General features: G+C 71.3%; 22 protein-coding genes. 9 read left to right on the top strand and 13 right to left on the bottom strand.

Annotation, left to right across the window (positions count from 1 at the left end; genetic code table 11):
* Positions 1-45 precede the first annotated feature (45 nt).
* Positions 46-822 (top strand): alpha/beta hydrolase, encoded by a 777-nt coding sequence (locus PYR91_RS07875; protein WP_279778585.1) that lies wholly within the window; start codon positions 46-48, stop codon positions 820-822.
* Positions 823-947: 125 nt separating this feature from the next.
* On the opposite strand, the gene PYR91_RS07880 is transcribed toward PYR91_RS07875, so the two are convergent.
* Together PYR91_RS07880 and PYR91_RS07885 are read right to left on the bottom strand one after the other, a co-directional pair.
* On the bottom strand, positions 948-1,277 hold the full coding sequence (locus PYR91_RS07880; RefSeq protein ID WP_279778586.1) for a transcriptional regulator: 330 nt from the start codon (positions 1,275-1,277) through the stop codon (positions 948-950).
* On the bottom strand, positions 1,277-1,732 hold the full coding sequence (locus PYR91_RS07885) for a hypothetical protein (RefSeq protein WP_279778588.1): 456 nt from the start codon (positions 1,730-1,732) through the stop codon (positions 1,277-1,279). Before PYR91_RS07885 ends, PYR91_RS07880 begins: the two co-directional genes overlap by 1 nt.
* Before the next feature lie 150 nt (positions 1,733-1,882).
* Between PYR91_RS07885 and PYR91_RS07890 the strand changes: the two genes are divergently transcribed.
* Positions 1,883-4,102, top strand: a complete 2,220-nt coding sequence (locus PYR91_RS07890; RefSeq protein ID WP_279778589.1) for a transglycosylase domain-containing protein — start codon at positions 1,883-1,885, stop codon at positions 4,100-4,102.
* 77 nt (positions 4,103-4,179) lie between these two features.
* Here the strand turns inward: PYR91_RS07890 and PYR91_RS07895 are convergent, their stop codons facing one another.
* The gene (locus PYR91_RS07895) at positions 4,180-5,049 is read right to left on the bottom strand and encodes a TetR/AcrR family transcriptional regulator (protein ID WP_279778590.1); all 870 of its coding nucleotides are present in this window, start codon (positions 5,047-5,049) and stop codon (positions 4,180-4,182) included.
* 65 nt (positions 5,050-5,114) lie between these two features.
* On the opposite strand from PYR91_RS07895, the gene PYR91_RS07900 reads away from it, so the two are divergent.
* A complete protein-coding gene (locus PYR91_RS07900) occupies positions 5,115-6,929 on the top strand; it encodes a right-handed parallel beta-helix repeat-containing protein (RefSeq protein ID WP_279778591.1) in 1,815 nt (604 codons plus the stop codon).
* A gap of 314 nt (positions 6,930-7,243) precedes the next feature.
* On the opposite strand, the gene PYR91_RS07905 is transcribed toward PYR91_RS07900, so the two are convergent.
* Positions 7,244-7,984, bottom strand: a complete 741-nt coding sequence (locus tag PYR91_RS07905; RefSeq protein WP_279778593.1) for a VOC family protein — start codon at positions 7,982-7,984, stop codon at positions 7,244-7,246.
* Positions 7,985-7,994: 10 nt separating this feature from the next.
* A complete protein-coding gene (locus tag PYR91_RS07910) occupies positions 7,995-8,453 on the bottom strand; it encodes an ATP-binding protein (protein WP_279778594.1) in 459 nt (152 codons plus the stop codon).
* 171 nt (positions 8,454-8,624) lie between these two features.
* Between PYR91_RS07910 and PYR91_RS07915 the strand changes: the two genes are divergently transcribed.
* Positions 8,625-9,446, top strand: a complete 822-nt coding sequence (locus PYR91_RS07915) for a helix-turn-helix transcriptional regulator (RefSeq protein WP_279778595.1) — start codon at positions 8,625-8,627, stop codon at positions 9,444-9,446.
* A complete protein-coding gene (locus PYR91_RS07920; protein ID WP_279778596.1) occupies positions 9,439-9,639 on the top strand; it encodes a DUF397 domain-containing protein in 201 nt (66 codons plus the stop codon). Before PYR91_RS07915 ends, PYR91_RS07920 begins: the two co-directional genes overlap by 8 nt.
* Before the next feature lie 59 nt (positions 9,640-9,698).
* Here PYR91_RS07920 and PYR91_RS07925 read toward each other — a convergent pair whose 3' ends face one another.
* The 3 genes from PYR91_RS07925 to PYR91_RS07935 form a co-directional block, all read right to left on the bottom strand.
* On the bottom strand, positions 9,699-10,094 hold the full coding sequence (locus PYR91_RS07925; protein WP_279778597.1) for a TIGR03618 family F420-dependent PPOX class oxidoreductase: 396 nt from the start codon (positions 10,092-10,094) through the stop codon (positions 9,699-9,701).
* Positions 10,095-10,146: 52 nt separating this feature from the next.
* Positions 10,147-10,749, bottom strand: a complete 603-nt coding sequence (locus PYR91_RS07930; protein ID WP_279779227.1) for an AAA family ATPase — start codon at positions 10,747-10,749, stop codon at positions 10,147-10,149.
* Between the two features lie 186 nt (positions 10,750-10,935).
* Positions 10,936-11,559, bottom strand: coding sequence for an SRPBCC family protein (locus PYR91_RS07935; protein ID WP_279778598.1), 624 nt, complete (start codon positions 11,557-11,559; stop codon positions 10,936-10,938).
* A gap of 129 nt (positions 11,560-11,688) precedes the next feature.
* Between PYR91_RS07935 and PYR91_RS07940 the strand changes: the two genes are divergently transcribed.
* From PYR91_RS07940 to PYR91_RS07950, 3 genes are read left to right on the top strand one after another with little or no spacing between them, the layout of a single operon-like run.
* Positions 11,689-12,051 (top strand): metalloregulator ArsR/SmtB family transcription factor, encoded by a 363-nt coding sequence (locus PYR91_RS07940; protein WP_279778599.1) that lies wholly within the window; start codon positions 11,689-11,691, stop codon positions 12,049-12,051.
* Positions 12,051-12,515 carry an SRPBCC domain-containing protein gene (locus tag PYR91_RS07945; RefSeq protein WP_279778600.1) on the top strand — a complete coding sequence of 155 codons (465 nt, stop codon included), beginning with the start codon at positions 12,051-12,053 and terminating at the stop codon, positions 12,513-12,515. Before PYR91_RS07940 ends, PYR91_RS07945 begins: the two co-directional genes overlap by 1 nt.
* A 31-nt stretch (positions 12,516-12,546) precedes the next feature.
* Entirely contained in the window at positions 12,547-13,005 is a 459-nt protein-coding gene (locus PYR91_RS07950; protein WP_279778601.1) for a nuclear transport factor 2 family protein, read from the top strand.
* Here the strand turns inward: PYR91_RS07950 and PYR91_RS07955 are convergent.
* Both PYR91_RS07955 and PYR91_RS07960 read right to left on the bottom strand, forming a co-directional pair.
* The gene (locus PYR91_RS07955) at positions 12,990-13,436 is read right to left on the bottom strand and encodes a lamin tail domain-containing protein (RefSeq protein WP_279778602.1); all 447 of its coding nucleotides are present in this window, start codon (positions 13,434-13,436) and stop codon (positions 12,990-12,992) included. The genes PYR91_RS07950 and PYR91_RS07955 overlap by 16 nt on opposite strands.
* A 225-nt stretch (positions 13,437-13,661) precedes the next feature.
* Complete coding sequence (locus PYR91_RS07960; RefSeq protein WP_279778603.1) at positions 13,662-14,276, bottom strand: TetR/AcrR family transcriptional regulator; 615 nt, start codon at positions 14,274-14,276, stop codon at positions 13,662-13,664.
* Between the two features lie 122 nt (positions 14,277-14,398).
* Between PYR91_RS07960 and PYR91_RS07965 the strand changes: the two genes are divergently transcribed.
* The gene (locus tag PYR91_RS07965) at positions 14,399-16,564 is read left to right on the top strand and encodes an MMPL family transporter (RefSeq protein WP_279778604.1); all 2,166 of its coding nucleotides are present in this window, start codon (positions 14,399-14,401) and stop codon (positions 16,562-16,564) included.
* A gap of 46 nt (positions 16,565-16,610) precedes the next feature.
* On the opposite strand, the gene PYR91_RS07970 is transcribed toward PYR91_RS07965, so the two are convergent.
* The 3 genes from PYR91_RS07970 to PYR91_RS07980 form a co-directional block, all read right to left on the bottom strand.
* Positions 16,611-18,908, bottom strand: a complete 2,298-nt coding sequence (locus PYR91_RS07970; protein WP_279778605.1) for a catalase — start codon at positions 18,906-18,908, stop codon at positions 16,611-16,613.
* A gap of 233 nt (positions 18,909-19,141) precedes the next feature.
* Positions 19,142-19,435: a DUF2795 domain-containing protein gene (locus tag PYR91_RS07975; protein WP_279778606.1), complete on the bottom strand. Its 294-nt coding sequence runs from the start codon at positions 19,433-19,435 to the stop codon at positions 19,142-19,144.
* 76 nt (positions 19,436-19,511) lie between these two features.
* Positions 19,512-20,912, bottom strand: a complete 1,401-nt coding sequence (locus PYR91_RS07980; protein ID WP_279778607.1) for an L-fucose/L-arabinose isomerase family protein — start codon at positions 20,910-20,912, stop codon at positions 19,512-19,514.
* Positions 20,913-20,951 lie beyond the last annotated feature (39 nt).

The following is a 20,951-nucleotide window of genomic DNA, read 5'->3' on the forward strand; positions in this document are numbered from 1 at the left end:
CGAGCCGGTCTGGGGCGCGGTTGGCGGGAGTGAGATCATCGCGGCATGACGGAGAGCGCGGACGCGGTGGTCCTGTTGCATGGGTGGCCGGGGGGCACCTCGGACTACCGGCTGGTCGTACCGCTGATCGAGGGGTCGGCGCGGGTGTTCGTGCCCGATCTGTTCGACTTCGGGTCCGGGGCGCCGGAGCGGGAGGCGGCGGCGGACGCCCACGCGGAGCGGCTGCTGCGAATGCTGCGGGAGAACGACGTCCAGAGTCCGGTGATCGCCGGTTACGACATCGGCAGCCGCATCGCGCAGGCGCTGGCGCGGCGCGCCCCCGACGCCGTGCGGGGTCTCGTCGTCACGCCCCCCTACCCCGGGGTCGGCGACCGGCCGTTCCAGCCGGCGCACCAGGCGCAGTTCTGGTACCAGCACTTCCACCGCCTCGACGTCTCCAACCGGCTCCTCGACGGCGACGAGCCCGCGATCCGTGCCTACCTGGCCCACTTCTGGCGCACCTGGTCACGGGACGAGGGCATGGCCGCCGGCGACGCGTTCGAGGCGCTGGTCGCCGCCTACTCGCGCCCCGGGGCCTTCACCAGGAGCGTCGCCTGGTACCGCGCCAACCGCAGCTACGCCGCCGACCAGCCCGTGCGGGTGCCGACCGTCATGCTCTGGCCCGAGCGGGACCCGCTGTTCCCGGTGGAGTGGTCCGACCGGGTGAACGAGTGGTTCTCCGACGTCAGACTGATCACCGTCCCCGGCTCCGGGCACTTCGTCCCCCTGCAGGCCCCCCGGGCCTTCGCCGACGCGGTGTCCACCCTGGCCGGAGGCCGCTGAGCCCGCTCGCCCCGACCAGCCTGGAGGCGTAGACCTCACCCGTGCCCGGCCGGTGGGCCGACGGGTCGGGACCACCGGTGCGGGCCCCGTTCGCGTCCGCGACGTGACCTGTGTCATCACCAGGCCTATATCTCCTCCGCGCCCACCTCGGCGCCCTCCCCCGGCACCCGCGCCGCCGCGACGATCCTCTCCAGCGCCGCCGCGTGGCGCTGGAACGCCCGCCGTCCCTGGGAGGTGAGTCGCACGTGGGTGCGCCGCCCGACGGTGTCCCGGCCCTTGCGCACCGAGACGTATCCGGCGCCGGCGAGCGCGGAGATCTGCTTGGACAGCGCGGAGTCGCTGGTGTCGACGCTGTCGCGCAGGAAGGCGAACTCCACCCAGCCGGCCGGGGCCAGCAGCGCGAGGATCGACAGCCGCGCCGGGACGTGCAGGAACTCGTCGAAGGAGGCGTCCATCAGCCGCGGTCGCCCTCACGCCGCATGATCGCCTCGAAGACCCGGCGCCCCGGGCGCGCCGCCGCCACGCTCGTCAGGGCCAGAGCGGCGGCGGCGATGACGTTCGGCGCCGGCAGGCCGAGCGCGAAGGCGCCGATCTGGAAGGCGGAGAAGATCGTCAGCAGGACCGCGGCGGCGCCCACGTAGAACAGCAGCTCCAGGCCGGTGGGCCTCCTTCGGACCGCGGCGCGGAGCTGGTGGACGACCAGCAGGGCCACCGCCAGCACGAGCACGACCATGCCGACGACCGCGTTCCAGGGGCGCGGGAGATCGGCGGAGGCGAACATGACGAAGAGGAGCACCGCCGAGACCAGCACGTAAGGGCGGGCGAAGCCGTGGCGGCTGTACTCCTCGCGGGTCCGGTTCTGCATCCGGCGGATGTCGTCGAGTGATGCATGGGCGTCGTGCTGGGTCATCGGCCGTCTCTCGTCGTCCCGGTACTTTCCTCACAGGAAAGTACCAGCTACTTGCCTCACAGGAAAGTAGGTTGCCGAGGTCAACGGGCCGCATGGGAATCCCCTAACCTTTTGCCCATGTTGGAACGGGGCGAGAATCAGCCGGGGGTCATGTCGAAGATCGGTCGCCTGGTCGCCGTGGGGGCGGCCGCGGGCGTGCTGGTCGCGGGGATCGCCTTCCCGGCCGTGGGGGGCGCGGGGTTCGGCTTCATGGCGGCGGCGAACGAGGTGAACCTCAAGCCGGAGGACCTCACCGAACCTCCGCCGGCGGAGGTCACGATCGTGCAGGACGTGAGGGGCAACGAGATCGCCCGGTTCTACGAGGAGTACCGCGAGGTCGTCGGGCTGCACGAGATGGCCGACGTCATGAAGACGGCGATCCTCTCGATCGAGGACTACCGGTTCTACGAGCACGGCGCGATCGACCTGGAGGGAACCCTTCGCGCGTTCGCCAGGAACCTGAGCGCCGGCGGGGTGAGCGAGGGCGGTTCGACCATCACGCAGCAGTACGTCAAGCAGGTGCTGCTCAACTCCGCCGACACCACCCAGGAGAAGAACAAGGCGCTGGAGGCCAGCTACGCGCGCAAGCTCAGCGAGCTGCGGCACGCGATGGCCATCGAGCAGAAGTACACCAAGGACCAGATCCTGGAGAAGTACCTCAACATCGCCTACTTCGGCGCGAGCGCCTACGGCGTCGAGGCGGCGGCCAAGCGTTTCTTCGGCGTCAAGGCGAACGAGCTGACGCTGCCGCAGGCGGCGACGCTGGCGGGGGCCGTGCAGGATCCCAACGCCACCGACCCCAACCTGGGCAGGAAGCACCGTGAGCGGCTGCTGAAGCGGCGCAACGTCGTGCTCGACCGCATGGCCGAGCTGGGCGAGATCACCCCGGCCCAGGCCACCGCCGCGAAGGCCGCCAAGCTCGGTTACAAGGGCACGAAGCTGCCCGGCGGCTGCGAGGCCGGCAGGTATCCGTACTTCTGCATGTACGTCCGCAACGAGATCCTGAACAACGCCGACTTCGGCGCGACGTCGCAGGCCCGTCTCGAGTTCCTCAACCGCGGCGGCCTGACGATCAGGACGACGCTCGACCCCGGCATGCAGGCGGCGGCCGACAAGGCCATCAGGAAGTGGGTCCGCCGCTCCGACGGCCCGGCGGCGGCCGAGGCCCTGGTGCAGCCGGGCACCGGGGCGATCAAGGCCATGGCCGCCAGCCGGGTGTTCGGCCGGAGCAAGGCGAAGAACGAGGTCTCCTACAACCTCGTCGCCGACGCCGCGCACGGCGGCGCCGTCGGCCTCCAGGCCGGCTCCACCTTCAAGACCTTCACCCTGCTCAACGCCCTGAACAAGGGCATGAAGCTCGACGACGGCTTCAACGTCGGCGCGGGCTTTCGCGCGGCGGGCTACTCCTCGTTCAAGAACTGCCAGGGTGGCAACATCGGCGACCCGACGCACACCGTCACCAACGACGAGGGCACTCCTGGCTGGAAGACGCTGCGCACCGGCACGTGGGGCTCGGTGAACACCTTCTTCATGACGCTGGAGCAGCGGGTCGGGCTCTGCGACACGATCAAGATCGCCAAGTCGCTGGGGATCCACCGGTCCGACGGGCTCAAGCTCCAGGAGTACGAGACGTTCACGCTCGGCATCAACGAGATGGACCCCGTGACCGTGGCCAACGCGTACGCCGCGATCGGCGCGCGCGGCAGGTACTGCGAGCCGATGGCGATCACCCGCATCACCGACCGCGACGGCAAGGCCACCACCTACCGGCCCGAGTGCCGCCAGGCGCTCGACCCCCAGGTGGCCGACGCGGCGGCCGACGTGCTGTCCGGCGTGTTCACCAAGGGCACCATGCGCGCCGCCGGCGGCATCGGCCGCGACGCGGCGGGCAAGACCGGCACCACCGACGGCTACGCCAGCGCCTGGTTCGCCGGGTTCACCCCCGATCTGGCCGGTGCGGTCAGCCTCGGCGACCCGCGCGGCTCCCAGGAGCACAAGCTGATCGGCGTCACGATCGGCGGGCGTTACTACGGCTCGGTGTTCGGCGGCAGCATCCCGGGCCCGATCTGGCGGGACACGATGATCGCGGCGCTGCGGAACGTCGAGCCGACGCCGTTCACCCCCGTCGACAAGGAGCGCTTCGGCGGCTGCGGCGAGAGCTGCCGCCCCGCGCCTCCCCCGTCGGCCGACGACCCCGCCGGCGAGGACGCCCCCGACGCCGACGCCGACCGTGGCACCACGACCCCCGGCACCCCCCGCCCCGGCACCACCGGCACGCCCGGCCCCGGCACGCCCGGCCCCGGCACCACCGACGCCAAGCCGGAGGACTGACCCCTCACGAGCAGCCGTCCCAGCGGCACCGTCACGGCCGTGACCTCACCCTCACGGCCGTGACCGCCGCCGCCGTGTCACCCGTCCTGGCGTCTGCGGTACGCGCGTTGCTGGCAGGCGCGTGAGCAGTACACGCGGGGCCGGCCCGAAGTGGGGCGGTCGACCGGCCTGCCGCACACGCGGCAGGGTGCGCCACTACTTTCGCCGCTAGTTTCGTCACCCATTTCGTCACGCTGGCGGTCGATGAGCGCCTCGATGCCGTCGAGCACGCGTGCGAGGCCGAACTCGAAGGAGTCCTCCGGGCGGTCGTAGCCGCCGGCCTCCCACAGGGCCGTGAGCGTGGGGAAGCGGTCGAGCCGCTGGTAGAGCGAGTCGCGGGCGCCCCACCACTCCTGCTCGCTCACCCCGCTGCTCCGTTCGAGCCGCGCGGTCTCCACCAGGGTGAGGGCCTCGGCGTCGACGAAGCGGCCGACCAGGTTCACCGCGGCGATCATCTGCGCGGGGGCGAGGCCGGTGCCCGCGACCGCGCCGAGCATGTGGTCGTAGTAGGCGATGGCGTTGGGGCCGGGCAGGCGGCGGCTGCCGCGCACCTCGGCCACCCACGGATGGCGCCTGCGCAACTCCCAGCCGTCGCGGGCGCAGGCCTCCAGCCGCGCCCGCCAGCCGTCCCCGCCGGTCGGGAGCGGGCGCTCCCCGCGCACGGCGTCGAGCATGAGGTCGAGGAGCTGCTCACGGCCGGGCACGTGGCGGTAGAGCGACATGGTGGTGAAGCCGAGCCGCTCGGCGACCTTGCGCATCGACAGCCCTTCGAGGCCCTCGGCGTCGGCCAGCTCGACGGCGGCGCGCACGATCCTGCCCGCGCTGAGCCCTTGCCGGGGCTCCTCGCCGGTCTCGCGCCACAGCAGCTCCACACCGTGGTCGGGATCCTCCGCACCGCCTCTGGCCATCGCCACCTCTCTCGTCTATGGTGTTATATCTTGTGTACACCATAAACAGAAAAGAGGGCTCTCTCGTGACGGAGTTCCACGTCGATCCGCAGGGTGACGACTCCTGGCCGGGGACCGAGCACCGGCCGTACGCCACTCTCGCGCGGGCCGCGCGCGCCGCGCGTGAGGCGGCCGGCGCGGTGGTCGTCCACCTCAGGGCGGGCACGCACGTGCTGGAGGAGACGCTCGAAATCACCGGGGGGAACGTCGTCTTCCAGGCCTACGACCACGGCACTCCGGGCCGGGAGCGGCCGGTCGTCAGCGGCGGCCGCCGCGTCACCGGCTGGCGCGTCCTCGACGGCGTGTGGGTGGCGGACGTCGGCGACCTGGACACCCGCCAACTCCACGTCGGCGACCGCCGGGCCGAACGCGCCTCCATCGGCGCGCTGCCCGGCACCGTGACCGGCACGGAGACGGGTTACGTCACGGACGTCACGCTCGGCTGGCACAACCCCGCCGACGTCGAGTTCGTCTACCGGGGCGTCTACCCGTGGACCGAGGCCCGCTGCCCCGTGGCGTCCGCCGTCACCGCCCGCGATGCCGCCGACGGAGGTGCCGGCGACGGCGACGCCTCAGCCGAGGGAGACGACGGCGACGCCTCAGCTGACAGCGACGCCTCAGCCGACGGCGGGAGCGGCGCCGTCGTCCCCGGGTCCACCGTCGTCACCATGGCGCAGCCCGCGTTCGCCCGGGCGCGAGACCTGTACAACTACTCCTATGGCGGGCACTCCTCGCGCGGCCCCGGCCTGCCCACCCGGGTGGAGAACGACACCGCCTTCCTCACCGAGCCCGGCACCTTCGTGCTCGACCGCTCACGCCCGGGCCACCACGTCCTGCGTTACCTGCCCCGCCCCGGCGAGCATCCCGAGCGCACCCCGGTGATCGCGCCCGTGCTGGAGACGCTGCTGCGTGTCACGGGCGCGGCCGGCGTCACGTTCAAGGGGCTGGTCTTCGCCGACGCCACGTGGCTGCGTCCCAGCGCCGACGGGTTCCTGCACTACCACGGCGGCGGTTACTACGAAGGCGGCCCGGTCGACAAGGTCACCATCGTCGAGGGCGAGGCGTGGGTGACGGTCCCCCGTGAGTCGGCCCTGATCCCCGCTTGCGTCCGCGTCGACGACAGCACGGGCGTGCGGGTCGAGGACTGCCGTTTCACCCGGCTGGGAGCCACCGGGCTCGGGCTCACCGGCGGCGCGGACCTCACCGTGCGCGACTGCGACTTCGACACGCTCGCCGCCTCCGCCGTCACCGTCACCGGCGGCCGGGCCGTGCTGGTCGAGGGCAACCGCGTCCAGCACGTCGGCCTCGACTACTCCGGCTCCCCCGGCATCGCGGTCGGCGGCACCCGCGACTGCACCGTGACGCGCAACCACGTCTCGGACGTCCCGCACTGCGGCATCGTGGCCGGGCCCGCGCACGGCACCCGGATCGTGGGCAACCTCGTCACCGGCAGCATGGGGGTCCTCGCCGACGGCGGCGGCGTCTACCTGTCGGGCCCGCAGGGCGACGGCCCCGACGACGGCGCGCTCATCAGCGGCAACGTCATCAAGGACACCCGCACGCCCTACAACTTCGCCCTCTACACCGACTACGGGGCCCGCTGGGTGACGGTCGAGCGGAACGTCGTCATGCGCGCGGACAACACCGCCGTCCTTCAGGTCACGCCTCCGCTGGAGAACGTCGTCTACCGGGGCAACTTCTGGGACGCCGACCCGGTGGGCGCGAAGGACGTACCGGCGGGCGTCACCTACGAGGACAACACCACGATCCCCGAAGCGAGCGCCCTGGACGCCGCCACCCGGGACATCCAGGCACAAGCGGGCCTGGCGCGGCCACGCTGAACGCGACGGGCCGGGGGCTCGCTGTTCACAATGTGTCCGGATTCCTCGTGAGCGGGTGTCTTTCGTCACGGCTGTGCGCGGTGTGGGGGCGGAAGGACTCGAACCTTCGAGAGCCCTCCGAGTGAACGACCTGGGCGGCGCGTCGAGGTATTCGATTGGGTGTGAACTCGACGCGCCGGCCGTTCAACGGAGTTGTCGGCCCATCTTCCGTTTGTTCGCCCCCGGGAAAGGCGGAGCGACGGCGACAGAAAGGGAAGGAATAGCCCTGATCCGGTTGACCGCGACATAAGCCGAAGGGTCGTTGAGGTACCGCGTCAGGAGGGGGCGAGGACGCAGAACTCGTGGCCCTCCGGGTCGGCCAGGCACGTCCATGGGACGTCGCCCTGGCCGAGGTCGAGGCCGGTCGCGCCGAGAGCGCGCAGCCGGGCCACCTCCGCCGCCTGGTCGTCACCGGGATACGGCAGCAGGTCGAGGTGGACGCGGTCGGGCACGGTCTTCAGGCCTGGCGTGCGGAGGAACTCAAGGTACGGGCCGCCCCCCTTGGCGGAGCGCAGCACCGCGTAATCGTCGGTCACCTCGTGCGTGGCCCAGTCGATCGCCTCGCCCCAGAACCGTGCCATGGCCCGCGGGTCCGCGCAGTCGACCACCACCGCGGCGATCGGCCCGGTGTCCCGGTAGACCTCCCGGGGCTCCAGCACGCAGAACTCGTTGCCCTCCGGGTCGGCCAGGACCGTCCACGGCACGTCACCCTGGCCGACGTCGGCGGGCGTCGCACCGAGCGCCTGGAGACGCGCGACCAGCTCCGCCTGATGGGCCGCCGAGGTGGTGGCGAGATCGAGGTGCACACGGTTCTTCGTCGCCGTCTTGGGTTCGGGGACGGGAACGACGTCGACGCCGACGGCGACCGGGTCTGGCCAGACGAATTCGCCGACCGGCCCGACGTAGGTGGTCACGCCGGGGCTGTGGGCACTCCAGCCGAGCGCCTGCGCCCAGAACCGGCCGACAGCCGAGGCATCGAGAGCCTTGATGTTCACCTGGACAGGTCGCAGCGCCATGCCGGCGACCCTATGCGCCCCGCTCCGCGACGACGTCCGCGGGTGGCTCCCGCCGCCGGGGGACCGCCCGCGCGCTCGCGCGGGCGTACTCCACCTGGAACCACACCGTGCGGCAGCCGGGCCCCTCGCGCACGTCCCACCGGGCCGCGAGAGTCTGGACGATCGCCAGGCCGTGCCCTCCCTCGCCGCCCGCGTCGTCGCGGACGTGCGGCACCGTGTCGCCCCCGGCGTCCACGACGTCGACGTGCACGAAATCGTGGCAGTCGGCGAGCGCCACAGTGATCTTCCCGCCGTTCGCGGAGTCCGAGTGGATCAACGAATTCGTGACGACCTCGGAGACCAGTAACGTGACGTCGTCCAGCGCCGGATGTCCCGCGCCGAGTTTCTCGCCCGCGAAGACACGCGCGAGTTTGGCCGATTCGGGAGTACCGGCCAGTTCTATGACGCCCAGCAGTCTTCCTATACGCATGCGCTCGCCTTTTCGTTCGCCCGAAGGAACGCGCGTCTTGAGGGACTTCGCCTTACCAGAGTGGCGGCTGGTGGTTACGATGAGAAGAGAATGACCCTCACCTAAACTCACACCTTATGTGAGTGCGTTAGTGAGTCCTGATCTGTCGATATTCGGATAGGGAGGTATGATTTGTCCCCCCGAAAAGAGCTGGACCCCAACGAATCCCCGCGCGCCCTGTTCGCCGCCGAACTGCGCCGCTACCGGCACGCGGCCAGGCTCTCCCAGAAGGCGCTGGCCTCCCGCATGGGGTACTCCGACTCCCTGGTGGCCATGGTCGAGACCCTTACGCGGTCACCGACGGACGACTTCGCCAAAGCATGCGACAAGGCCCTCTGCCTGGACGGCACGATGTACGGCCTCTACGTCGCCACGAGGTGGGACAAAGCGCAGGCGCACCTTCGACCGTGGCTGGTAGAAGAGGAAGAGGCGCATGTTCTTCGGAGCTGGGAGCCGTCGATCGTCCCCGGCCTTCTCCAGACCGAGGCGTACGCTCGCGCGATGTTCATGACAGCCCCCGGCCTCACCTCGGAACAAGTTGAGGAGCGCCTGGCAGGCCGCATGCGGCGCCAGTCGATCCTGCACCGGGCCGATGCCCCCCTTGTCACCTTCGTTATAGATGAAGGGGTGATCCGTCGTCGTGTCGGAAGCGCGGAAATCATGCGGGAGCAACTGGGGTTCCTGTTGGATGTCGCTCAGCATCGGAACGTGACCCTGCAGATCGTGCTCCACGACGCTGGGGAGCACTGTGGGCTGGCTGGCGGGTTCATCGTCGCCGAACGGAACGGGTCGGTCTTCGCCGCTTATACGGATGCGCAGCCCAATGGACGGACGATCGACGACCGGCGGGTAATCGCGGAGCTCGCCGCCCGATATGACGCGATCCGGTCTGAGGCCCTACCGTTCAAACAGTCACTCCGACTCATAGAGGAAGTGGTGAATCAAAGTGGGTGACCTTCGGAGCGCACAGTGGCGCAAGAGCACCTACAGCACAGACAACGGCAACTGCGTCGAGGTCGCCGCCAACCTGCCGGGTGTCGTCGCCGTCAGGGACAGCAAGACCCCGACCACCCCGGCCCTGGCCTTCACGCCGGGAACGTGGTCCGCGTTCGTGAGCGGCATCAAGGACGGCACCCTGAGCGCCTGAACCCGGGCCTCAGGCAGACAGAAGGGCCCTCACCCGACGGCGAGGGCCCTTCGAACGGCTTAGACGTTGCCCAGCACGCGGGTCACGCGGATCTCCAGGACCACGCGCTGGGGGTTGGGGCGGGGCGGTTTGTAGCGTTCGGTGTAGCGCTGTTCGGCCGCGGTGACCTCGTCGGGGGTGTCGCGCACGGTCGCGCGGCCTTCCAGCGTCGACCAGCGGCGGCCGTCGACCTGGCAGACGGCCACGGGGACGCCTTCGGCTCCGGCCGCGGCGGCCAGGCGGGCCTTCACCGAGCCGGCGGAGGTGATCACGCGGGCGACGCCCTCGGCGACGTCGAGCGTGACCCCTACGGGCACGACGTGCGGGGTGCCGTCGGGGCGGACGGTGGTCAGCGTGGAAAGGTGCCGCTCCCGCCAGAAGTCGGCGAACGCCGCCCCGCGCTGCTCAAGGTCCACGCCATGGCTCCCTTCCCGGTGTCCCGCACCCGTGCCCCGTGCCCGTGCCAGGTTACGCGGCCGGGGCCTCGCCGAAGCAGATGCCGTCCAGACGGTCGGCGGTGGCGCGTTCGAGCAGGTGGGCGCTGGCCGCCGGGGCCGTCCTGCCCGCGCGGACCTCCGCGACCAGGCTCGTCCAGCGGCGGCTGTGACGCTGGAAGGTCGCCGGCGCCACGACCCGGCCCCGGGCGTACTGGCCGACCAGCGCCGCCTCGGGGTGGGCGTCGAGCATCAGCAGGTGCAGGCCCGCGCCGTTGCGGCGGGCCAGGCAGGCCATGACCCGCAGCACGATCGGGCCACAACCGCGGTTGTGCGCGACCACCGGCCGCCCTCCGCGCAGCGCGCCGCGGATGCGCCACAGGTGGGTGACGAACACCACGCCGGTGCGGGCCCGCGCCGGCGCCCACCGCAGCCTGCCCGCCCAGTGCGCACGCGACTGGGCGGAGTCGATCACCACGACCGTGCCCGCCACCACGGGCGCGACCTCGGCCCCGTCGAGGCCGTACAGGCGGCGCAGCAGGGTTGACTTGCCGGCCCCCGGCAGGCCGGTGAGCATCACCAGGGAGGCGGCCGGGTACCACAGCGTCTCCGCCGTCTTTCCGGCGATCGGCACCACGATGGCCAACGGACATCTCCTCCTGCGGACTCGCTCGCTGCGGGCTAATCGCAGCATACGTCCCGATCACCCTTAGTGATCGAGACGGTAGCGGTCACTCCCGCCGGCCGGCGACCGGTTCGGTCCCCGGCCTGGCCGCCGGAGCCCCCGAAGATGATGCCGTTTCCCCAGGTACGGCGGTCGCGGTCAGGCGGAGGCGTCCGGGGCGAACTGCGCCAGCGAGGCTTCGGACGCGGCTGCGATCTCGTCGGGGGTGGCGGTGCCCGAGGCCTCGATCGCCGCGACCCACGCGTGCACCGCCTGCCGGGAGAACTCCTGGCCCTCCGGCGAGCCGGCCGCCGCGACCGGGTCGTCGGCCACCTGGCCGTCGAGGAACAGGCCCAGCGCCATGAGGGCGCCGTCCCATCCAGGGCCGACGTAGAGCGCGCCCGCGCCGCTGCCGGCCATCTCCAGGGGGACGGCGTGCTCGAACTCCAGGGTGGTGGCGCGGTCGCCCTCGGTGGACAGGCGCAGCTCGACCACGCTGGTCTCGGCGCCGAACGTCACCTTCAGCAGGCGCGGCGCCTCGCACCGCAGGATGCGGCCGCCGGCATTGCCTTCGAGCTGGAAGTCGCCGCCGACGCGCAGCTCGCCGCTGACGGGCAGGAACCACCGCCTCAGGCGGGCGGGGTCGGTGACGGCGTCCCACACGTCCTGGGCCGGTGCGTCGTAGCCGCGCCGCAGCACCACGGCGACGCTCTCGGCGCCGTCGGCCGACCGGCGGACGACGTCACGGTGAATGGCTTTGATCTGGTCGCTTATGTCGATCACGGCGGAGACTGTAACAGTTTCCACTTATATAAGGCAAGGCTGCCATATATGCCGGCGGACTCGTGACGGTTGCACTCTCCGGCCGTCGCCGTTATGGTACTAACAGGTTCCGGAACCTGGAGGTTCTCATTGGAGAGTGACCCGCTCAGCGCGGCGTTCGCGGCACTCGCCGACCCCACGCGGCGGGCGATCCTCGCCCGGCTGCGGAACGGTGACGCCTCGGTCGCGGAGCTCGCCGAACCGTTCGCCATGACCCCGCGCGCCGTCTCCAAGCACATCGCCGTGCTGGAGGCCGCGGGGCTCGTCACACGCGGCCGGGACGCCCAGCGCAGGCCCAGCCGGCTTCGGGTGCAGCCGCTCGCCGACATCGACGAGTGGCTCGACTCCTACCGGCGGCTCTGGCAGGAGCGCTTCGACCGGCTCGACGGGCGCCTCGCCCGGCTGCGTGAGCAGGAGGAGCGGCCCTCCGACGACGAAGACAGGAGAGCATGATGACCCCACACGACGACCCGGCCCGATCGATCTCGATCGTCCGTCTCTTCGACGCCCCGCGCGCCCTCGTGTTCCGCACGTGGGTGCGGGCCGAAGACCTCGGCGCGTGGTTCGCGCCGGAGGGGTTCTCGGTCACCGACTGCGAGGTCGACCCCCGGCCGGGCGGCCGGTGGCACGTCCACTACCGGTCGGCCGAGGGCGAGCTGTTCCGGGAGTCCGGCGAGTTCCGCGAGGTGGTGGAGCCCGAGAGGCTGGTCTTCACGCTCCTCCAGCAGCCCCCCGACGGCTACCTCGGCGCCGACACGCTGGTGACCGTCGCCTTCGCCGAGCGGGGCGCGAAGACCGAGATGGCGTTCCTGCAGACGGGTTTCGACTCGGCCGCCCTGCGCGACGGCGTCGCCGAAGGCTGGCAGGGGTGCTTCGGCAAGCTCGACGAGCGGCTGAGCGCGAACGCCCGGCCGTGACCACGACAGGACGACCCGGAAAGGACCCATCATGAGCACGACCCCCGAAGAGGAAGTGCGCGCGACCTTCGAGGAGTGGTTCAGGGACTCCTCGGCCAAGGATCTGGACGCCGCGATGTCGAAGATCGCCGATGACGCGGTCTCCTACGAGCACGGCATCCCGCTCGTGTACACCGGAGTGCCCGCCATCCGCGAAGTCTGCCGTGAGGGCTTCGAACTCATGACGGGCGACTTCCGGTGGGACATCCCCGACCTCCAGGTCATCGTCCGCGGCGACATCGCCGTCACCTGGGGCCTGAACCACATGCGCGCGCAGGAGCCCGGCGGGCGGACGGTCGAGTCGTGGTCCCGCGGCACGCGGGTGTTCCAGAAGATCGACGGCGAGTGGAAGATGATCCACCAGCACGTGTCCTACCCGTTCGACCCGGCCACGGGCCAGGCCCGCACCGACCTCCGGCCCGAGCCGGCGGGCGCTCAGCAGTTCTTGTAGTCGTATCGGGTGCTGTCGTAGGAGCAGGAGTCGACCAGCTTGCCGTCGGCGCGGCGCAGGTAGGCGGTGTCGGTGTCGTTGTTCCACACGTAGGCCCGCCGCCCCCAGTAGACGGTGCTGGTGCCGCCGTCCCCCTGGCCGGTGCGCACGGTGACGGTCCTGCCGGGCTTGATGACCATCGCGCCGAAGGTGTACCGGTAGCCGGTCCTGTCGCGCAGGGTCCAGTCCTCCACGCTGACGGTCTTCTTCGTCATGTTCTTCACGACCACGTACTCGCCGTTCAGGCTGGCGTTGCCGCGCCGGTCGACGCCCGGGCTGTCGTAGTACACCTTGGTGATCTGCACCGCGGGGGCGGCGGCCTGCGCCGGCTGGGCGACGACGGCCAGGCCGCCGGTCAGCAGGACGGCGGCGATGAGGGAACGGCGGCGCACGGGGACTCCTCGTGTGGGGGATGAGACACCAGAGGAGACGGGTGAGGAATCACCACCGTTGGCGCGTTCCACATCTGGTGCTCCAATTACTGCTTAAGCCCCCGAAACCATGGCAGTTCCTAGCATCAGGTCGCCTATGCGGGGCTGGTGTCGGTGATGCGGCCGGCCGAGCACTGCGGTCCGGACGGGCGGGTGGGCGGGCACGCGGTGGCACCGGCCCGCGTCTCACTCGTCGAGGGCGGGGGTCAGGTAGGCCGCCAGCATCGTCTTCAGTTCGGCGATGAGCTCGGCAGAGCGCTGCGGCGGCGCCGAGGCGACAAGCGGCATGACGGCCTTCACCGTCGCCAGCGACATGGTGGCCAGCGTGAGACAGCGCTCCTGGTCGAGGTGCGGGGCGCGTGTGGAAAGGACCTGCGCGACGCGCGTGGCGATGTCCGTGTGGAGCTGCTCGGAGGCCCAGGCCAGGCGGTCGCCGGTCGCCGAGCCGTGCAGCAGTGCCCAGTAGGCGGGGCGGCTGCGCTTGAAGTCGGCGATCTCATCGACGAGTTGGTCGATCAGCTCGGTCAGCGGTATCCGCGTCACGTCGCCGGTCAGCCGCTCGTTCCAGTGCTGCCGCCTGCCGTCGGTGAACCGGGCGAGCAGGGACTCCAGGATCTCTTCCTTGTTGTGGAAGAACTGGTACAGCGAGCCCGGCGACATCCCGGCTCGCGCGGCGATCGCGTTGGTGGTCGCCTCGGCGTAGCCGATGTCGGCGATCACCTCCTCCGCCGCGTCGAGGATCTCCTCCATGCGTTTGAGGCCGCGCGCCTGGCGGCGTACAGGCTTGCGTGTCTCGACCATGGATCACCGTCCACCTTGACAAATGCGAGCGTTTACTTGTATTTCTCAGTTCATCGCTAAATACGAGTAGTTTACCGACTTCGGGGTTGATCAAGATGATCGTCCGCGCCCATACCCCTCCGGTGACCGCGCCGCCGGCGCCCCCGCTGCGCCGCCTCGGCTACCTGCTGGTACGGCGCCGCCGCCTGGTGATGATCCTGGCCCTGCTCGGCACGGTCGTCATGGGCACGCTGGCGGCGGGCACCGTGAGCGGGCTGTCCCTCGCCCGCTACGACGCGCCGGGCTCGGAGTCCGACCGGGCGCAGAACGAGCTGGCCGAGCGGTTCGGCACGGGTAGCGCCGACCTCGTCCTGCTCGTCACCGCCAAGGGCGGAAACGTGGACGACCCCGCCGTGGCCGCCGCCGGCCGGGAGCTGACGAGCCGGCTGGCCGCCTTCGACGGCGTGGCCGAGGCCGCCTCCTACTGGTCGCGGGGCACCCCCGCGACGCTGCGCAGCGAGAACCGCGCGCACGCGCTCGTGCTCGCGCGTATCCCGGGGGACGCCAATGTGGTCAGGGGACGGATCCTGCCGCGAATCATCCCCGAGCTGACCCGAGACGATGACACGATCACCGTTCGGGCGGGCGGCGGGGAGGAGGTCTACCGCCAGACCGTCCCGCTGGCCAGGCAGGACTTCGTGCGGGCCGAGATGGTGATCTTTCCCCTGGTGTTCATACTGCTCTGGATCTTCCTGCGCCGCCTGGTGGCGGCCGTGGTGCCCATCGTGCTGGGCGTCTTCGTGATGGTGGTCTCGCTGGCTCTGATCCGCCTGCCGCTGCTCTACTCCGATGTCTCCACCTTCGCGCTCAACCTGACGCTGGCGCTCGGCCTCGGCCTCGGCATCGACTACGCGCTGTTCATCGTCTCGCGGTTCCGCGAAGAGGTACGGCTGGGCCATGACCGGCACGAGGCGGTCGCCAGAAGCGTCGAGAAGGCAGGCCGTACGGTGATCTTCAGTGGAGTGACCGTGGCGGCCTCGCTCGCGGTGCTGCTGCTGATGCCCTTCGACTTCTTCCGGTCCTTCGGCTACGCGGGGATCGCGGTGGTCATCGGGGGAGTGGTCGGCGCCGTGATCGTCCTGCCCGCGGTGCTCGCCGCGATCGGTGACCATGTGCTGCCCCGGCGTACGAAGGAGGAGGACGGCACGTTCTGGCGCGGCCTGGCCACGCGCGTCATGCGCAAGCCGCTGATCTTCGGCGGAGTGGCGACGGTGGTGCTCCTGCTGCTCGGCTCGCCCTTCCTCGGGCTCAACTTCGGCGTCGCGGACGATCGCATCCTGCCCACCTCGGCGCCGGCGCGGCAGACCTCCGAGGTGATCCGGGCGGAGTTCCCCGCGGAGGAGAGCGACGCGCTGCAGGTCGTCTCCGCCGGGACCGCCGACGCGGCGGCGGTGCCCGGCTACGCGGCCGCGCTGTCGCGGCTGCCCGGGGTCGCCCAGGTGGACTCGGCGGCGGGATCCTATGCCGGGGGGCAGCGGGTCGGCGACGGCGATCCCGGGCGGTTCCAGGGCGACGAGGGGACCTGGCTGTCCGTGGTGCCGTCCGCGGAGCTTATGGAGCGTGATCCGGTGGGCCTGGTGCGGGACGTGCGGGCGCAAGCGGCGCCGTTCGAGGTGCTGGTCGGCGGCTACCCGGCAGAGCTCGGCGACTACCGGCAGGCGGTGGTGGACCGGCTCCCGCTGCTGCTCGGGCTGATCCTCGTGGTGACGTTCGTCATCCTGTTCCTGATGACGGGAAGCCTTCTGATCCCGTTGAAGGCCACGGTGCTCAACCTGCTGAGCCTGTCGGTGATGCTGGGCGCGCTCGTGTGGATCTACCAGGATGGGAACCTGTCGGGCCTGCTCGGCTTCACCGCGACGGGCACCCTCGATCCGAGCATTCCCATCCTGATGTTCTGCATCGGGTTCGGGCTCTCGATGGACTACGAGGTGTTCCTGCTGTCGCGGATCAGGGAGGAGTACGACCGCACGGGCGACACCGCCGCCGCCGTCACGGCAGGGCTCCAGCACAGCGCCCCGCTGATCACCGCCGCCGGTGCGATCCTGGCGATCTCCTTCGCGGCCTATGTCACCGCGGGCGTCTCCTTCGTGCAGATGCTCGGCGTAGGGATGGCGGTGGCGATCCTGGTGGATGCCACGATCATTCGGGCGATCATGGTTCCGGCCTTCATGCGGCTCGCGGGCCGGGCCAACTGGTGGGCGCCCAGCCCCCTGCGGCGGGTGCACGCGCGGATCGGGCTGAGCGAGTGATCCGGGCCCCGCCCTTTCGGGCCGGGCCCGGGGTGCCGGAGGGGCGTCAGACCAGTTCGGACGCGGCGGGGAAGCGGGCCCAGACGCGGTGGTGCTCCAGGAGGCGGACGGTCTCCCCGAGGATCGCCTCGGGGGCGTCGCCGAGGAGGACGCCGGGGGCGCCCTCGGGGACGCCCGCGGCGGTGAGGGCCGCGTCGGCGCCGCCCCAGCCGCCGAGGGGCTTGGCGTGGCGGTAGGCCTCGGCGAGCATCAGCGCGACCCGGGGATCCACCACCGCCCCGGCGGAGGCGCCGTTCGCGGCCTTGGCGTCGCGGGCGCCGTAGGCGTCCGCGCCGGGCGCGGGCGCGCCGGCCACCAGCAGGGCGTCGAACTCCACCGACCGCGCCGTGGCGAAGGTGCGCTGCACCACGACGGGCTCGCCGTCGGCCGTCCCGAGCACCCCGCCGGTCGGCGCGACGACCAGCGGCACCATGCCGCCGTCCAGGATCGCCTGGCGGACGGTCGCGACGGCGTCCAGGTCGCTGCCGGGGCCGGCGACGATGCCGATGACCCGCCCCGCGGTGGGCCAGGTGTCGCCGAGCTGCGAGAGCGCCGGGCTCGGGTCGGCCTGCGGCAGCGGCCCGGAGGGCTGGGGCGCCGGCAGGCCGAGGCCGGCCGCCACCTGCTCGCACAGGTAGGGGTCGATCTCGGCGAGCGTCCTCAGCGTGCGCTCCTTGATCACCTGCTCGTAGACCTTGCCCAGCTCGAAGGTGTACGCCGCGATGATGTGCTCGCGCTCCACCGGCGTCATGCTCAGCCAGAACAGCCTCGCCTGGCTGAAGTGGTCGGCGTACGAGGCGGGCGCCTCGCGCACCTTCCGCGCCGCCGGCACCGGAACGGGCACCTCGACGTACCCGCCCTCCTGCGCGCCCGCGAAGAAGGGGCAGCCGCCGTCGAGCGTGTTGGGCTTGTAGGGGGCCACACCGGTGTGCACCGCGGTCTGGTGCATCCCGTCGCGGAGCATGTCGTTGACGGGGGCGTGCGTGCGGTTGATCGGGATCTGCCCGAAGTTGGGGCCGCCGAGCCGGCTGATCTGGGTGTCGAGGTAGGAGAACAGCCGCCCGGCCAGCAACGGGTCGTCGGTGACGTCGATGCCCGGCACCAGGTGGCCCGGGTGGAAGGCGACCTGCTCGGTCTCGGCGAAGTAGTTGCTCGGGTTGGCGTCGAGGGTGAGCAGGCCGATCGGCTGGACGGGCGCCAGCTCCTCCGGGACGATCTTGGTCGGGTCCAGCAGGTCGATGCCCTGGAAGGTCTGCTCGGGGGTGTCGGGGAAGATCTGGATGCCGAGTTCCCACTCGGGGTACGCGCCGGCCTCGATGGCGTCGGCCAGGTCGCGCCGGTGGAAGTCGGGGTCGACGCCGTTGATGATCTGCGCCTCTTCCCACAGCAGGGAGTGCACCCCGGCCTTGGGCTTCCAGTGGAACTTCACCAGCGTCGTGCCGCCCGCCGCGTCGACCAGCCGGAAGGTGTGGACGCCGAAGCCCTCCATCGTGCGGTACGAGCGCGGGATGCCGCGGTCGGACATGTTCCACAGGGTGTGGTGCGTCGCCTCGGTGTGCAGGGAGACGAAGTCCCAGAAGGTGTCGTGCGCGCTCTGCGCCTGCGGGATCTCCCGATCGGGATGCGGCTTGCCCGCGTGGATGACGTCGGGGAACTTGATCGCGTCCTGGATGAAGAACACCGGGATGTTGTTGCCGACCAGGTCGAAGACGCCCTCGGAGGTGTAGAACTTCGTGGCGAACCCCCGCGTGTCGCGTACGGTGTCCGCCGAGCCCCGTGAGCCCAGCACCGGCGAGAAACGGACGAACACCGGCGTGCGCACGTCCTTGGCGAGGAACGCCGCCTTGGTGATGTTGGCGGCGGAGCCGTAGCCGCGGAAGACGCCGTGCGCCGCGGCGCCGCGGGCGTGCACGACACGCTCGGGGATGCGCTCGTGGTCGAAGTGCATGATCTTCTCGCGCAGGTGGTGGTCCTGCAGCAGGACCGGGCCCCGGGGGCCCGCCTTGAGCGAGTGGTCGGTGTCGGCCAGCCGCAGCCCCTGGGCCGTGGTCAGGTACTGCCCGCCCTGCGCCCTGGCGGCGGGCGGGACGTCCGTGCGCTGCCCCGTGGGCGAGTACGGCCCGGGCCCGCGCTGGTCGGGCTTCGGCGGCAGAGGCCCCCGGGGCGCGGTCGGCTCGTCGACCGGCGGCGGCTCGGGAGCGGGCCCGCCGGGCGCGACACCGGCCTTGCCGTCACCGGAGACCGCCTCGGCCATCTTGCCGGCGACCTTCTCCACCGCCGCCTTCACCGGATGGGACTCTTCCATCGTTCTCCTTCGACATGAGATCAGGGGCGGTCCGCGCGAACCCTCGGACACCGAGAGCCATCGGCCACTCACGTGGAGTGACCGACGAAGGGCGCAGGGCCCCAGCGGGAAGATGCCCTGGAACGGGCGGCCAGAACCGGCACGTGGAGCAGTTCACCCGGCTCGGCCGCCCTGGTCGTCGGACCGGCACCGGGTGAAGCTCACCCGCGCCGACCGGCGACCGCGGTGGACGGCTACGCGTGCTGCTCGCCGCCGCTGAGGCCGAGCTCCGCGGCGACGTCCTCCATGTTGTCGAACGTGCGATCCGGCAGGGACCGGACGACGGCCAGGACACCGTCGGGCGCCCCCTCCGACCGCGCCCGCTCCAGCAGCGTCGCCCGGTCGGCGGGGAACACGTGGGTGCCGCTGATCCACTTGGCGAGCTCGCTGCGGCTCTCCACCTCGCCCGAGCTCATGCCCTCCGGCGAACCGGGCTCGTGCGCCTCATCGTGTCCGGCACCGTCGGTGCCGGGTATCCGCTGTTCCATATGACCCACCTCTCGTATGGATCAACAGCTATCCCGGCTGGGGACCGGCAAACATCCGGCGTGGCGAAGTGGCTGCTCAGACCTGGTGGAGGTCGACGTCCAGCAGGTCGGCGAGGGCCTTGAGGTCGGCGGTGCGGTGGCCGGTGCCGAGGGCCCAGTGGTGGGAGACGCCGGTGGCGCTCCACTCGTCGGTCCACTCGCCGGGGTCGCGGCCGAAGTCCACGCGGGAGGTGGTGTTGCCGATCCGCAGGAGCGGGCCCGCCACGGTGCGGCCTTCGGAGGCGAGGAAGGCGAAACGGCCGTCGGGGCGCTGGATGAGGCCGAACGCGGTGACCGGGCCGTGCCTGACGTCGAACTCCACCGACACGCCGTAGCCGCGCTTGCCGTGGTAGACGCCGAGGCCGCGCAGCAACGGCTTCCCGGCGCTGATGGCCAGGTGGGCGGGGCCGTCGTGGCCCATCTCGACGTGGCCGCGCTCGAAGTCCAGCGCCTGCAGCTCGGTGAAGGAGCCGCCGGCGCCGAGTCGGTCCATGATGAGCATGGCCAGGCTGGTGCGCAGCTCGTACTCGCCGGTCGCGGGCACGCCGCGGGCGGTGAGCAGCGAGGCGCCCAGGATCATGCCCGCGCCGAGCCGTTCGTGCACCTCGCCGTCGAGCCCCCGGTGGTAGTAGGCGAGGCTGTCCAGCTCGAAGTCGGCGACCAGCCGGTCGAGCCCGACGGCCACCCGGGCGGCCCAGTCGAGGTCGGCCCCCTTGACGGTGTCGGCGAGCTCGAAGACCTCCTCGGCCTCGGCGCGCTTGGCTGCGGCCTCGGCGTCGGTGACCTTCTCCACCCGCACGCGCAGGTCGTCGAACTCCAGCACCTCGACGTGCCCGCCGAAGTTGGACGACACCAGCGTGAGGTCGGTGGACACGTCGAGCATGCCGGGGTACAGGTGCCCCATCAGGCCGTGCCGGCCGTGGCGCAGCGTCGCGCGCACGCCCGCGGCGCGCACCCAGCGCCCGATGCGCGCCCACGCCCGCTCGTCCTCCAGGTACCCCGAGACCGAGCGGAACGGGACGCCGCAGCGCTGGAAGGTGTTGGCCATCTCCGGCAGCGGGCAGGCGCCGCAGTACGCCAGCCACTGGCCGGTGTCGAAGGTGGCGTGGTCCATCGACGGCGTCGGCTGCAGGTTGACCAGCAGCACCGGCGCGCCGCTGCGCTGGGCGATCGGCAGCAGCATGGTGGCGGTCATGTACGTGGTGAGGAAGCCGACGATGAGGTCGCAGCCGGCGACACGCAGTTTCTCGGCGGCGGCGGCCCCCTCCTGGGCGTCGGAGACGAACCCGACGTCGACGATCTCGGCGTCGAAGCCGCGCATGCGCTCGGCGACGCGGCGAGCGGACTCCTGGAGCTGCGGGAGCAGGCCGGGGAACTGGGGCCAGTAGGCCCCCAGCCCGCCCGCGACGAGCCCGACGCGTACCTTCTTGCCTGCCATGCTGGTTGTGCCTTTCCGTGCTGGTCGCGCCTTTCGGTC

Origin of the sequence: Sphaerisporangium sp. TRM90804, assembly GCF_029846175.1 — a bacterium.
Lineage (GTDB): Bacteria > Actinomycetota > Actinomycetes > Streptosporangiales > Streptosporangiaceae > Sphaerisporangium.

Coding starts and splice junctions, on each gene's coding strand:
- PYR91_RS07875 (WP_279778585.1), top strand. CDS start 46: ATGACGGAGAGCGCGGACGCGGTGGTCCTGTTGCATGGGTGGCCGGGG.
- PYR91_RS07880 (WP_279778586.1), bottom strand. CDS start 1,277: ATGGACGCCTCCTTCGACGAGTTCCTGCACGTCCCGGCGCGGCTGTCG.
- PYR91_RS07885 (WP_279778588.1), bottom strand. CDS start 1,732: ATGACCCAGCACGACGCCCATGCATCACTCGACGACATCCGCCGGATG.
- PYR91_RS07890 (WP_279778589.1), top strand. CDS start 1,883: ATGTCGAAGATCGGTCGCCTGGTCGCCGTGGGGGCGGCCGCGGGCGTG.
- PYR91_RS07895 (WP_279778590.1), bottom strand. CDS start 5,049: ATGGCCAGAGGCGGTGCGGAGGATCCCGACCACGGTGTGGAGCTGCTG.
- PYR91_RS07905 (WP_279778593.1), bottom strand. CDS start 7,984: ATGGCGCTGCGACCTGTCCAGGTGAACATCAAGGCTCTCGATGCCTCG.
- PYR91_RS07910 (WP_279778594.1), bottom strand. CDS start 8,453: ATGCGTATAGGAAGACTGCTGGGCGTCATAGAACTGGCCGGTACTCCC.
- PYR91_RS07945 (WP_279778600.1), top strand. CDS start 12,051: ATGACCCCACACGACGACCCGGCCCGATCGATCTCGATCGTCCGTCTC.
- PYR91_RS07950 (WP_279778601.1), top strand. CDS start 12,547: ATGAGCACGACCCCCGAAGAGGAAGTGCGCGCGACCTTCGAGGAGTGG.
- PYR91_RS07960 (WP_279778603.1), bottom strand. CDS start 14,276: ATGGTCGAGACACGCAAGCCTGTACGCCGCCAGGCGCGCGGCCTCAAA.
- PYR91_RS07970 (WP_279778605.1), bottom strand. CDS start 18,908: ATGGAAGAGTCCCATCCGGTGAAGGCGGCGGTGGAGAAGGTCGCCGGC.
- PYR91_RS07975 (WP_279778606.1), bottom strand. CDS start 19,435: ATGGAACAGCGGATACCCGGCACCGACGGTGCCGGACACGATGAGGCG.
- PYR91_RS07980 (WP_279778607.1), bottom strand. CDS start 20,912: ATGGCAGGCAAGAAGGTACGCGTCGGGCTCGTCGCGGGCGGGCTGGGG.